This is a genomic window from Gordonia pseudamarae, from assembly GCF_025273675.1.
Lineage (GTDB): Bacteria > Actinomycetota > Actinomycetes > Mycobacteriales > Mycobacteriaceae > Gordonia > Gordonia pseudamarae.
On the sequence record NZ_CP045809.1, the window covers coordinates 819,643 to 832,827 of the forward strand.

The window sequence follows — 13,185 nt, forward strand, 5'->3', positions numbered from 1 at the left end:
GTTACCACACTCACCATCTAGCCACGGAGGTCTTCGTGACTCACGCTAACGCACCGTTGACGCCCGAGGGGCGTCGCCGTCTTGCTTCCCTGATCATCGATGAGGGCTGGTCTTTGCGGCGCGCTGCCGAACGGTTCCAGTGTTCGCCGGCCACGGCCAAGCGGTGGGCCGACCGTTACCGCGCCGGCCAGTGCCTGACCGACCGCAGTTCCCGCCCCGCCCGCTCACCGGCCCGGCTGCCCCGACGCACCGAACGACGAATCATCTGCCTGCGTTACTCCCGCCGGTGGGGACCGCACCGGATCTCCTATCACCTGGGTATCGCGCGTTCGACGGTCGGTCGGGTCCTGGAGCGCTACCGGATGCCGCTGCTGGCGAACATCGACCAGGCCACCGGACTACCGGTGCGCAGACCGAAACCGAAACGGTACGAGGTCGACCGGCCCGGACGACTCGTGCATGTCGACATCAAGAAGCATGGAGAGCTTCTTCGCGCTACTGCAACGCAATGTCCTCGACCGCCAGCGCTGGGATACTCGTGAATAGCTGCGGATCGCGATTGTCAAGGGCCATCGGGAACTGACCATTGGCGGACATGGTTCTGTCCGGTGGTGTTCGCCAGTCAGTCGTGTTAGGTGGTCGGTGACGTCAGTGCTGGTCGCCATGGCACACTGTCGGCTAATCGCGCCTGGGCGGCGACGCGGGCACAGGTCTGGAAGGTGGCGCGACGCGGGTATCGAATTGAGTGCTCGCAAGGCGTCGCTCGGTGATTCCGACGAGATCGAGGATGTCGTGGGCGAGATAGCCGGTGGTTCTGCGGTCGATGACTTTACGGGTGAGGACACCTGCGTCGGCCAGCTCGTCGAGCGCGCCACGGGCTGCGTTGAACGAGACATCGATCAGCCGCTCAACCGAGCGTCCGGTCAGCACCGGCGCCTCCGGCAGGATCGACAGGATGCGCTGCGCCGCGGAGTCAGCGCGCGGCGCTATTCGAAGCCCGCGAGCTGCCCTGTCCTGATTCACCTTGCGCTGCCAGGAGGTTTCCAGCGCTGAGACATCGTCGGCGAGTTGCGCTGCCTGGTGTATCGCAATGGTGGTGGCCTCGATGAAGAAGGCAAGCCACGTGGCCTGACCGCGGCCTGCTTCGACGCGATCGGCGCCACCGGCGTAACGGTAGCTGTTCAGGCCCGCGACATACCGCTCACTCAGCGTCGCCAGTACCAGGCTGATGGGCAATACGGCGTCTGGGGACAGCCCGCCCCGTGCCAGCACGGTGTGGATCAAAGCCCTGCCGACTCGTCCGTTTCCGTCGGTGAACGGGTGGATCGTCTCGAACTGAGCGTGTACAAGTCCCGCTTGGATGAGTGGTCCGTGTGATGCGCCGTTGACGTACCTGACCAGGTCGGCCATCAGCGCCGGGACCAGCTCGGGTGGTGGTGGAACGAACTCCGCGCGCAGCGGGTTCCAATTCGAACCACCAATCCAGTTCTGGACCACGCGGATTCCGCGATGGTGGTCACCTTGCAACAGGCCATCGTGTAGCGCTTCGATGTCAGCCACCGTCACCTCGGGCGAGGTCACCAGTTCACCCGATGCGGCCCGCAGCACGGCAATATTCCTGGCGACGAGCCTTGCCTTGTCGCTCAGGCCTCGGACACTCTCAGTCAAACCCAGCTCGGCGAGTGCGACTTGCTGTGGCGACGGCGCGATACCTTCGATCATCGAACTGGAGATCGCTTCCGAACGCGTGAGCAGCCGGGAAATGGCAGACAGGCCGCGTGAGCCGGGAACGGCGGCCAAATGTCGGATCGCACGTTCCGCCGAGGCTGCCGCCGCGCCCAGTTCGCCGTCGAGGGCCAGTGGGCGGTTGCACAATGGGTCGGGGACATATGCCGAGAAGCGTCCACCGCGACGGTCTGACGCGACGAGACCGGACTGGTCGGCGGGCTGCCAATGGAGGTCGCGAAGGTGGGCCATGGTTGTAGGTTTCGACCTTTCTATGAACAGATCCGCATCTTATCTAAGTTTAGATAGTCATTCTTCAATGACGAGGTTTGTCGAGGGTTGGGGACTTGGTCCTGACTTGAGCGGAATACACTCAACTCTGTTGGCGTTGTCGACTCCGTAGGCTCATACTTGAGTCTGTTGGACTAAAGAGAAAGGTATGCGAAGTGGACAGCTTCACTCCCACGACCAAGACACAGCAGGCACTGAGTGCTGCCGTGCACGCCGCGACCGCTGCCGGCAACTCGGACGTGCGTCCCGCTCATATCCTGGTGGCCCTGCTCGATCAGTCCGACGGTATCGCCGCGCCGCTGCTCAAGGCTGTCGGGGTGGATCCGTCGACCGTTCGGACATTGGCCCAGGCGATCATCGACCGTGCGCCCACCGTTGCCAGCGCCAGTGCGTCCCCGCAATTGTCCCGCGAGTCGATCGCGGCGATCGGCGCCGCCCAGCAGCTCGCGGGCGAGCTCGACGACGACTATGTATCCACCGAACACCTCGTGGTCGGTTTGGCGACCGGTGACTCCGATGTCGCCAAACTCCTGCACAACCAGGGTGCGACACCGCAGGCGCTGCGGGACGCGTTCGTTTCGGTACGCGGTACGGCACGAGTGACCTCCGAGGACCCCGAGTCGACCTATCAGGCGCTGGAGAAGTACTCCACCGACCTCACCGCCGCCGCTCGCGAGGGCAAACTCGACCCGGTCATCGGCCGCGACTCGGAGATCCGCCGCGTCGTGCAGGTGCTGAGCCGGCGCACCAAGAACAACCCGGTGCTCATCGGTGAACCCGGCGTCGGCAAGACCGCCATCGTCGAAGGGCTCGCCCAGCGCGTCGTCGCCGGTGACGTACCCGAATCGTTGCGGGGTAAGACCGTCATCTCCCTCGACCTCGGTTCGATGGTCGCCGGTGCCAAGTATCGCGGCGAGTTCGAGGAACGCCTCAAGGCGGTGCTCGATGAGATCAAAGGCTCTGCCGGACAGGTCATCACGTTCATCGACGAACTGCACACCATCGTCGGCGCCGGGGCCACCGGCGACTCGGCGATGGACGCGGGCAACATGATCAAACCGATGCTCGCCCGTGGTGAACTGCGCCTGGTCGGTGCGACGACCCTGGAGGAGTACCGCAAGTACATCGAGAAGGACGCCGCCCTCGAACGGCGCTTTCAGCAGGTGTACGTGGGCGAACCGTCGGTCGAGGATGCCATCGGCATCCTGCGCGGCCTCAAGGAGAAGTACGAGGTGCACCACGGCGTGCGCATCACCGACTCCGCGCTGGTCGCCGCCGCGACACTGTCCGACAGGTACATCACCTCGCGCTTCCTGCCCGACAAGGCCATCGACCTCGTCGACGAGGCCGCCTCGCGGCTGCGGATGGAAATCGACTCGCGCCCCGTCGAAATCGACGAGGTGGAGCGGATCGTCCGCCGCCTGGAGGTGGAAGAGCTTGCGCTGCAGAAGGAAACCGACGCGGCGTCGAAGGAACGGCTGGACAAGCTGCGCCAGGAACTGGCCGACCAGAAGGAGAAACTGAACGAGTTGTCGGCGCGCTGGCAGGGCGAGAAGACTGCCATCGACTCGGTGCGCGATCTGCGCGAGGAGCTCGATCGTCTTCGCGGACAGGCTGATCGGGCCGAACGTGACGGAGACCTGGGCAAGGCCGCCGAACTCCGGTACGGCAAGATCCCCGGCCTGGAGAAGCAACTCGAGGCCGCGGTCGAAAAGACCGGTGCCGCACCGGGTCAGGATGTGATGCTGCAGGAGGAGGTGGGCCCCGACGACGTCGCCGAGGTGGTGTCGTCGTGGACCGGTGTGCCCGCCGGGCGCATGCTGGAGGGTGAGAGCGCGAAACTGCTGCGCATGGAGGACGAACTCGGTGCGCGGGTCATCGGCCAGAAGGCGGCCGTCACGGCGGTGTCCGACGCGGTTCGCCGCGCCCGCGCCGGGGTGGCCGACCCCAACCGGCCGCTCGGCTCGTTCCTGTTCCTCGGCCCCACGGGCGTCGGCAAGACCGAACTCGCCAAGGCGCTCGCGGAGTTCCTGTTCGACGACGAACGCGCCATGGTGCGTATCGACATGAGTGAATACGGTGAGAAGCACAGCGTCGCAAGGCTTGTCGGTGCACCTCCCGGGTACGTCGGGTACGAGTCGGGCGGTCAGCTCACCGAGGCGGTCCGCCGTCGCCCCTACACCGTCGTCCTGTTCGACGAGGTGGAGAAGGCGCACCCGGACGTATTCGACGTGTTGCTGCAGGTGCTCGACGAAGGCCGGCTCACCGACGGGCAGGGCCGTACCGTCGACTTCCGCAACACCATCCTGATCCTCACCTCCAACCTCGGTTCGGGCGGCGACCACGATCACGTGATGGCGGCGGTGCGGGCGGCGTTCAAGCCGGAGTTCATCAACCGGCTCGACGACGTGGTCGTCTTCGACGCGCTGAGCCCCGACGAGCTGGTGTCCATCGTCGACATCCAGCTCGGGCAGCTCGGCAAGCGGCTGGCCCAGCGCAGGCTGCGGCTGGAGGTGTCGGCCAAGGCCAGGCAGTGGCTGGCCGAACGCGGCTTCGACCCGCTCTACGGCGCCCGGCCACTGCGCCGGCTGGTGCAGCAGGCCATCGGCGACCAACTCGCCAAACTGTTGCTGGCCGGAGATGTGCGGGACGGGGATGTGGTGCCGGTGAACGTCTCCGCGGACGGAGACGGGCTGGTTCTGGGCTGACCCGCCGATCGATGACGGTGCCCGTGACGACGACGGTCGTTGCGGGCACCGTCATCGTGTCCGGAGGTCGCGTAAGGTGGGGGAATGGCCGGATTCGGTGCGGTTGCCACCGCCAAATATGTTGCGCTGACCACGTTTCGCAAGGACGGGACACCGGTGGTGACGCCGCTGTGGGCGGCACTCGACGGTGACCGGCTGGTGATGTGGACGGTCACCGATTCGTGGAAGGTCAAGCGGATCCGGCGCAATCCGGAGGTGATCGTGCAGGCCTGTGACGCCCGGGGCAAAGAACTCACCGGTGAGCCGGTGCCGGCGCGGGCCGAGATTCTCGACGCCGTGGGCACCGAACGAGTGCGCGGGCTGATTGCCGCCAAGTACGGGATCGTCGGCCGGATCGCGATGTTCGGCAGCACCCTGCGGCGCGGCAAGAGCGGCACCATCGCTCTGACGATCAGCGTCGACGAACCCGCCTGATATCCACCCCGCGCGAAATCCGCGTGTGCCCGCCGCGCTAATGTGCGCCGAGCAGCCGCAACGCCATCAGGGTGTACACCCGGGCGGCGGTGAGCAGATCGTCCACGGCCACCGACTCGTCGGGCTGGTGCGCCTGGGTGTTGATGTTTCCGGGCCCGAGCACCACCGCCGGGATGCCCAGATCGCGGGAGACGAAACCGCCGTCGCACGCGGCGGTCCAGCCCCCGACCGACGGTTTCCTGCCCTGGGTGGCGATCGCCGAGCACGCCGCGTCGATGAGGGGATGGCCCGCGTCCGTGACGAATCCGGGCATCTCCATGGTGACGCGAACCTCGACGCCGATGCCGTCGGAGTCGATGCCGGCCGCCGAGATGCCACGCCGGACCGCCTCGGCGATCTGCTCGGCGGACTCGTGCGGCATCAGCCTGCGGTCGACACCGAGCGAACACATCGGCGCCACCACCGAGATGCCCTGCCCACCCTGAATGGTGCCCACGTTCCAGGTGCCGAAGCCGAGCAGATCGTCCCGGTCGCGGGACAGGCGGGCCTGATCGTCGGACAACAGCCCGACGATGCGGGCGGCGGCGTCGATGGCGCTGCGGCCGTCGGCGGGCCGTCCGCTGTGCGCGGCCCGGCCGGTGACCTCGATGTCGATGTACGACGCCCCGCGACAGCCGCGCACGATCGTCAGATCGGTGGGTTCGGCCACCACGCAACCCACGAACTCGTGGTCGGCGGGGCGAGTGACGAAACGGCGCACCCCGAGGCCGTGCTCCTCCTCGTCGACGGTGCACACCAGTCGCACCGGACCCGACAACGGCGCGTCGTGGCGGCGCAACACGTCCATCGCCGCCAGTACGGCCGCCAGGCCACCCTTCATGTCGGTGGTGCCGCGGCCCACCAGCAGCGTGCGCCCGCCGTCGTCGAGCACGCGACGAACCCGGTACGGGTCGCCCGTCCAGTGGGGACCCGCGGGCACCACATCCGAGTGGCCGAGAAACATCAGGCCCGGTCCGGTCGCGGTGGCCGGTGACCACGTGGCCCGGACGTTGGGTCTGCCCGGAGCGGCTTCGTCGGTGTCGACCGATAGCCCGAGGCCGGCGGCGGCCCCGGCGAGCACCTCGGCGGCCGCGGCCTCCGAACCGCCCGGATTCTCGCTCGGTGTCTCCACCAGAAGACACGTGAGCCGTTCGATCAGAGCGGCGTCGATGTCGTCGCAGATCCGTCGCTGCGCATCGGTCAGGGCTGCGCCGGACACCTCGGGAATCACGCCGTCATCCTCTCACCGATCGGCCGCCCGCGGAGGCGGTCGGCTGCCCGCGCGCCCCGCCGTGTGCGTTGTGCGGCGGCAATCGCTACCTCGGCAGGTGGCCGATAGTAATGTGGGCCCTGATGACCATCATCTATCTAGTGCTCGGCGTACTGGCGCTGGCAGGTGCGGCCGTACTGCTGTACCTCGACCGCCGGCGATCCGACATGTCCCACCACCAGCGTGCCTCCTGGGGTGAGCAGCACGGATTCAAGTTCCGCGAGTCCGACAGCAAACTCCGCAAGGTGTTCACCCGCGCCGGGATGAACGTCCCCGGCCACGTCGAGGTGTCCGACGTGGCCTACGGCGAGTACGACGATGCCGAGGCGGTGGTCTTCGATCTCGTCGACACCGCCACCGTCATCGCGATCCGCCGATCTTTCCCGTCACGGGTCGTCGTCGACCTGCGGCACGAGGACGTGCTGGCACCCGCCGAGGACGATGTCGAGTTGCTCGGTGCGATGGGGCAGCGCGTGATGTTCTCCAACAACCTCGATGTGGCGCGCCGAGTGTGTGACCGGCGCATGGTCGCCCTTGCCAATACCGCCCCCACCTATGTCGAGGTGCTGTGGAACGAGGGAAACTGGGCGCTCGGCTCACTGCCGCTCACCGACGACGTCGAGGAACTCGACACCGCGCTCGAAGTGGTGCGGCGGTTCGCCGACCTGTTGCGCGTGCTGCCGCCACTGCAGGGCCCGCAGGACGCACCCGATCCCCGCGACCCACACGGTCCCGCCCGGGCCGAATTGGCCGACAAGAAGACGGACCTGCTGCGCGACGGCGACCGCCGTGCCAGGACCGAGGCAGCCAGGAGCGAGCCGGGCAGAGAGGCCGATCGGGCCGCCGGCCGGTCCACCACCGGCCCCGGCACCAGCGCGGCACCGCTGCTCGGAGCCGCCGGAAACACCGCCCAGCAACCGGGCCGCCGTCGCCAGCCCCCCGCCCGGCCGGGTACGTCGGTGGGCAGCACCCCACCCGCGCACGGCGCGCCCCCGGTGCGGCCGCAGACCGGTGCGCGCACCGGCCCCCGGCCACAGCCCATCGCGGGCAACGAATCCGTCGGTGACCAGATCCCGGCACCCGCACCCATGCCGCGACCCGGTCGCCGCCGACACGAAAGTGAGTAGCTCACCAGTGACCCTTGATGCCGCCAACCGTGAGCGCCTGGCCCGGCTCGTCACCGAACTGGCCGTCGTCCACGGAAAGGTGACCCTGTCGTCCGGCAAAGAGGCCGACTACTACGTCGACCTGCGGCGGGCCACCCTTCACCACGAGGCGTCACCGCTGATCGGTACTCTGATGCGCGAGCTCACCGCGGACTGGGACTACGACAGCGTCGGCGGGCTCACCCTCGGCGCCGACCCCGTCGCCACCTCGATCATGCACGCCGCCGGGCGGCCCATCGACGCCTTCGTGGTGCGCAAGGCCGCCAAGGCGCACGGAATGCAGCGCCGAATCGAAGGTCCCGACATCGGGGGTCGGCGCGTCCTCATCGTCGAGGACACCTCCACCACCGGCGCGTCGCCGTCCGAGGCAGTGCGCGCCGCCCGCGAGGTGGGTGCCGTCGTCGTGGGCGTGGCTACGGTCGTCGACCGGGCCACCGGTGCCGACGCCGTCATCGGCGAACTCGGAGTCCCGTACCGCTCGCTGCTCGGGCTCGGCGACCTCGGTCTTGGCTGACGGGCTTCCCGGATCGGCCGGACCGGACGCCCGGCCCGAACACCGGGACGGCCCCGCCCCGGAGGCCGGACCGACCGAGTGGCAGGTGGGGGAGCCTGTCGGGGTGGGGCCGTGGCAGGGGCCCCGGCCGGACGGACCGCACTACGATCCGGAACTGCTCGCCGCCGGTGACACCCGCAACGTCGTCGACGCGTACCGGTACTGGACCCGGGAGGCGATAGTCGCCGACATCGACGCCCGCCGGCATCCGTTCCACGTGGCCATCGAGAACTTCGCACACGACGCCAACATAGGGACCGTCGTACGTACCGCCAACGCCTTCGCCGCCGCAGCCGTACACATCATCGGCCGACGCCGCTGGAACCGGCGCGGTGCGATGGTCACCGACCGCTACCAGCATCTGCACCACCACGACAGCGTCGAGGACCTCATGGCGTGGGCCGACACCGAACACCTGACCGTGGTCGCCGTCGACAACACCCCCGGATCGGTCCCGATCGAGACCGCACGGCTGCCGCGCGAATGTGTCCTGCTGTTCGGTCAGGAAGGCCCGGGGGTCAGTGACACCGCCCGGCGTCGGGCCGATCTGACCGTCTCGATCGCCCAGTTCGGGTCGACCCGCAGCATCAACGCCGGGGTGGCCGCCGGGATCGCGATGCACGCGTGGATCCGGCAGCACGCAGACCTCGACACCGCGTGGTGACTACTCGGCGCGTTCCGCGGTCTCCGGGGGCAGCACGGGCTCCTCGATGATGCCCTTGCGTGAACGCAACACGCGTTTGCCGATCTCGGTGATGATCGGCACCACGGACACGAACACGATCAGCAGGAAGATCAGGTCGACATGTTCGCGGATGAAGTCGATCTGACCGAGGAAGTACCCGAGCAGCGTGACACCCGCGCCCCACACGATGCCGCCGATCACGTTGTAGACCAGGAACGTCGAATAGCGCATCTTGGCGGCGCCCGCGACCAGCGGGGCATAGGTACGCACGATGGGAACGAAACGCGCGAGGAAGATGGTGATCGGGCCATGCTTCTCGAAGAACTCGTGCGCCTCGTTGATATAGCGTTCCTTGAGCACCTTCGCATCGGGTGTGAACAGCGAATAGCCCAGTTTGGCGCCGATCCAGTAACCCACCTGATCGCCGAGGACCGCGGCGATGGGGATGGTCACCAGCAGCACCCACAGCGGCGCGAACGGCGCGATGTCGTCAGACTTGGCCGCCACCACCAGACCGGCGGTGAACAGCAGGGAATCGCCCGGGAGAAGCGGAAACAGCAGACCCGATTCGATGAACACCACCAGCAGCAAGCCGGCCAACATCCACCCGCCGAACGAATTCAGCAGGTTGACGGGGTCGAGGAAACCGGGCAGCAGGGCCAGGTCGGTCGTCGTTGTTGCCAGAGCGGTCTCGATCACGGGATTCAACGCTACCTGCGCAGCCTGAGAGTTCGGCAAACGCGGCGACGAATGTGACCTCGGCCGCGTCGGTAACGTGGCTCATCCGCGCCGTGACCCGGGACGCGCCCGCGCGTGCCAGCGCGTTACTTGCCATACTTGACGCTGAGCAAGCCACTCGATATCGACGTGGGTCACCTACCGGTTGGAGGACGTCACATGCCCATTGCCACTCCCGAGCAATATGCCGAAATGATCACCAAGGCGAAGGAGGGTGGCTACGCGTTCCCGGCGATCAACTGCACCTCCTCGTCCACCATCAACGCCGCCATCAAGGGATTCGCCGACGCCGGCAGCGACGGCATCATCCAGTTCTCCACCGGCGGCGCCGAGTTCGGTTCCGGCCTCGGCGTCAAGGACATGGTCACCGGTGCGGTCGCGCTCGCCGAGTTCGCGCACGTGGTCGCCGCCAAATACGACATCACCATCGGCCTGCACACCGACCACTGCCCCAAGGACAAGCTCGACACCTACGTCCGGCCGCTGCTCGCCATCTCGCAGGAACGTGTCGACGCCGGCCGGAACCCGCTGTTCCAGTCGCACATGTGGGACGGCAGCGCCGTGCCGATCGACGAGAACCTGGAGATCGCGCAGGATCTGCTGAGCCTGTCGGCGGCCGCCAAGATCATCCTGGAAATCGAGATCGGCGTCGTCGGCGGCGAAGAGGACGGCGTCGAGGCCGCGATCGACGACAAGCTGTTCACCACCCCCGAGGACTTCGAGAAGACCGTCGACGCGCTCGGCGTCGGTGAGAAGGGCCGCTACCTGCTGGCCGCCACCTTCGGCAATGTGCACGGCGTGTACAAGCCCGGCAACGTCAAGCTGCGCCCCGACGTGCTCAACACCGGCCAGGAGGTGGCCACCAAGAAGCTCGGCCTCACCGAAGGCTCCAAGCCGTTCGACTTCGTCTTCCACGGTGGATCGGGTTCGCTCAAGAGCGAGATCGAGGAATCCCTCAGTTACGGCGTCGTCAAGATGAACGTCGACACCGACACCCAGTACGCCTACTCGCGTCCGGTCGCGGGCCACATGTTCAGCAACTACGACGGCGTGCTGAAGGTCGACGGCGACGTGGGCAACAAGAAGGTCTACGACCCGCGCAGCTGGTCCAAGCTGGCCGAGGCCGCAATGAGCGAGCGGGTCGTCGAGGCCTGCGCCGACCTCAAGTCGGTCGGCAAGTCGATCAGCGCCTGATCGCCGCCGGGTTCGTCCCGAACCCGAACCGCCCGTGAACGCAGCGGGGCCGGACGGAGAATCTCCGTCCGGCCCCGCTGTTGTCCGTGCGATACCCGGCTACGGGGCGTTGCAGACCTTCCAGTCGCCCTCGACCTTGCGCAACACGATGATCGCTTCCTCGGTTTCGGTCGGCCTGCTGGTGTTGACGGCCTCGACCTGCACGTTGGCGGTGCCGTCGTCGTTGATCATCGCCGCGGTGACCCGGTTGACCCTGACCAGCTGGTTGGCGGCCTTCTGCTGCTCATAGAGCTCCTGGTATTGCTGCTCCTTGCCGTCCCACTGCGTGAATTCCTCGCGCTTGACGCCGCAGGTGATCGATCGCAGCGTGTCCAGGTCGCCGGTGTAGACGGCGTTGCCGTATGTCCGCGCGGCCTCGGCGGCCCGATCGACCTCGGGTGTCGACTTGTTCGTGTTCAGCAGCGCCGCGACCACACCGACGATGGCCAGCACCGCCACCACGGCAGCCACCAGCCACCACTTCTTGCGGCCACCGGACTTGGCGGTGTCGGTGGCACCGACCGGTTGCGGCCGGTGCCGAGTCGTCGACCAGCCGTCGGTCTTTTCCTTGGCCGTCGGGGGTGCGGCAGGGGCGCCCGCGATCGGGCGGGCCCCCGACGGGCGGGGTAGCTTCTCCACCGGCGCCTTGGCGGCCGGGGAATCGGTGGGCAGCCTGGGCGTCCTGTCCGTAGGTGCCTCCGACGCGACCATCCCGGGAGCGGCCGGCTTGTCGAGCTCATTCAGCTCGGCGGTCGTCGATTCGCCGAAGGGTTTCGTGTCCGTGCGGGGTGTCTGGTCCCGGCCCGTGTCCCTGCCCGGCGCGGTGAGGGTGGCGAATTTCTTCGTCGGCTCCTCCGACGCCGCGACTTCCTCGGCGGTACCGGCCTCCCCGGTGTCGGCTTGCCAGGCCGGGGTGGCGTCCGCTGCCGGGGCATCCCCGGCGGGAGTATCCACGACGGGGCCATCCACCGCGGTGTCCGGTGCGGCGGCGACGACCTCCTCGGCCGTATCAGGTTCTTCCGGAACGTCTTCCGCGGCATCCGCCTCGGTGCCGGCGGTCTCGACGGGAGCGAGTTCGGCGTCATCGGCGGAGTCGGCGACCTCCGGCGTTTCCTCGGCGGCGGATTCGCCGTCGGGGGTCTCGGGATCGGGGGTCTCGGGATCGGGGGTCTCGGGATCGGGGGTTTCGGGGTCGCCGACGACCTGGGCGTCCGCATCCGATTCGGCCGACTCGCCGGTGCCCGATTCCGTCGGGCCGTCCCCGGAATCTGGTGCGGCCGAAACCTCGGCGTCATCGACAGTTTCGGAGCTGCCCTGCTTCGCGGCCCGTTCGGATGCGTCTGGAGAGTCGGTGTCGTCCGTGGAGTCCGTGGCGGTGTCGGTCTCGTCCGAGCCACGGGCGGCGACCGCCGCCGTGCCCACCGCCCCGGCGATCACCGCGCCCGCGGCCACCGCCGCCGTCTTCGATCCCGTGTCCGGCTCCGCGTCGTTGTCCGGCCCGGCGCTGTCGTCCGGCCCGGCCTCGCTGTCCGCATCTGCCGCGGACGTGGCGACCTCGGTCTCGTCGGCCGTCTCATCGCCCGGGGTCTCCGGTCCGGTGTCCGACGGGGTGTCCAGTGGAACGTCACCGGCGGCCTCGGCCTCGGCGGCCGTCGCGGCGGCGATCTCGGCGAGCGCGTCCGAGGAGATCGCGACAGTCGGACCGTCGATGGACCCGCCACCGCGGGGCTTGGCCCGCTTGATCGCCCCGGCCGGTTTCGCGGTACCGGAATCGGTGGCGCCCGCCGGCTCGGGGGCGTCCGCACCGCCGTCATCGAGTTCGGTGTCCTCCAGCGGCGGCAGGTCACTGAAATCGGGCAGGTTGTCCTTACTGATAACCACGGTCGCCGAGTTGATGCCGATACCGCCGGACGGCTTGCGGGCGGGCGTGGATGGAGCGTTGTCCGAGTCTGAGTCGGTCGGCTCGTCGGTTCGTGTCACGTTCTCTCCGGAACCCGGCTGTATGTCGGGAAGGGTGGTGTCTGCGGGGTCCGAGGTCCCGGCTGGGGCCTGGTCTGCTGTCGGGTCTTGGTCTGTCGGGTCTCGCTCGGCGGGGACGGCCGGCGGCCGGGTGTCCGGACCATCAAGTGTGGTCCGGGATGACAAGGAGTGTGGCACCGCCGAGCTGTCACCGCTCGGCGGGGCCCCGGATATGCCGGCGCCCGTCGCTGTCCCCGGCGCCTGGGCCGCGTCCGGCGTCGGCGCGGTGTCCGGGCTCACCGGGCTCCGCAGCCGCCCGGCCTGGGGCCTGCGCGGCGCCCATG

10 protein-coding genes and 1 pseudogene are annotated in these 13,185 nt (G+C 68.1%); 7 read left to right on the top strand and 4 right to left on the bottom strand.

The genetic code is table 11. The features are described 5' to 3' along the window. Window positions 1–35 precede the first annotated feature (35 nt). Window positions 36–488 (top strand): annotated as a pseudogene (locus GII31_RS03520) (helix-turn-helix domain-containing protein); the annotation flags it as partial. A gap of 190 nt (window positions 489–678) precedes the next feature. On the opposite strand, the gene GII31_RS03525 reads toward GII31_RS03520, so the two are convergent. Next, complete coding sequence (locus GII31_RS03525; RefSeq protein ID WP_213246858.1) at window positions 679–1,977, bottom strand: Fic family protein; 1,299 nt, start codon at window positions 1,975–1,977, stop codon at window positions 679–681. A 194-nt stretch (window positions 1,978–2,171) separates the two neighbouring features. Between GII31_RS03525 and clpB the strand changes: the two genes are divergently transcribed. Continuing rightward, entirely contained in the window at window positions 2,172–4,724 is a 2,553-nt protein-coding gene (gene clpB / locus GII31_RS03530; protein ID WP_213246860.1) for an ATP-dependent chaperone ClpB, read from the top strand. An 84-nt stretch (window positions 4,725–4,808) separates the two neighbouring features. Further along, window positions 4,809–5,198: a PPOX class F420-dependent oxidoreductase gene (locus tag GII31_RS03535; RefSeq protein WP_213246862.1), complete on the top strand. Its 390-nt coding sequence runs from the start codon at window positions 4,809–4,811 to the stop codon at window positions 5,196–5,198. A gap of 37 nt (window positions 5,199–5,235) precedes the next feature. On the opposite strand, the gene GII31_RS03540 is transcribed toward GII31_RS03535, so the two are convergent. Further along, a complete protein-coding gene (locus GII31_RS03540; protein ID WP_213249787.1) occupies window positions 5,236–6,456 on the bottom strand; it encodes a M20 family metallopeptidase in 1,221 nt (406 codons plus the stop codon). Between the two features lie 134 nt (window positions 6,457–6,590). Between GII31_RS03540 and GII31_RS03545 the strand changes: the two genes are divergently transcribed. The 3 genes from GII31_RS03545 (at window position 6,591) to GII31_RS03555 (ending at window position 8,890) form a co-directional block, all read left to right on the top strand. Further along, complete coding sequence (locus GII31_RS03545) at window positions 6,591–7,634, top strand: type III secretion system chaperone family protein (protein WP_246222089.1); 1,044 nt, start codon at window positions 6,591–6,593, stop codon at window positions 7,632–7,634. Between the two features lie 7 nt (window positions 7,635–7,641). Further along, window positions 7,642–8,187: an orotate phosphoribosyltransferase gene (gene pyrE, locus GII31_RS03550; RefSeq protein ID WP_407649880.1), complete on the top strand. Its 546-nt coding sequence runs from the start codon at window positions 7,642–7,644 to the stop codon at window positions 8,185–8,187. Between the two features lie 85 nt (window positions 8,188–8,272). Further along, the gene (locus tag GII31_RS03555; RefSeq protein ID WP_246222245.1) at window positions 8,273–8,890 is read left to right on the top strand and encodes a TrmH family RNA methyltransferase; all 618 of its coding nucleotides are present in this window, start codon (window positions 8,273–8,275) and stop codon (window positions 8,888–8,890) included. On the opposite strand, the gene GII31_RS03560 is transcribed toward GII31_RS03555, so the two are convergent. After that, a complete protein-coding gene (locus GII31_RS03560) occupies window positions 8,891–9,610 on the bottom strand; it encodes a VTT domain-containing protein (RefSeq protein ID WP_213246868.1) in 720 nt (239 codons plus the stop codon). A gap of 198 nt (window positions 9,611–9,808) precedes the next feature. Here GII31_RS03560 and fbaA point away from each other — a divergent pair, with 198 nt between their 5' ends. Continuing rightward, window positions 9,809–10,843 carry a class II fructose-bisphosphate aldolase gene (gene fbaA / locus GII31_RS03565; protein ID WP_213246870.1) on the top strand — a complete coding sequence of 345 codons (1,035 nt, stop codon included), beginning with the start codon at window positions 9,809–9,811 and terminating at the stop codon, window positions 10,841–10,843. 99 nt (window positions 10,844–10,942) lie between these two features. Here fbaA and GII31_RS03570 read toward each other — a convergent pair whose 3' ends face one another. Continuing rightward, entirely contained in the window at window positions 10,943–12,862 is a 1,920-nt protein-coding gene (locus GII31_RS03570; RefSeq protein ID WP_260840291.1) for an Rv0361 family membrane protein, read from the bottom strand. Window positions 12,863–13,185 lie beyond the last annotated feature (323 nt).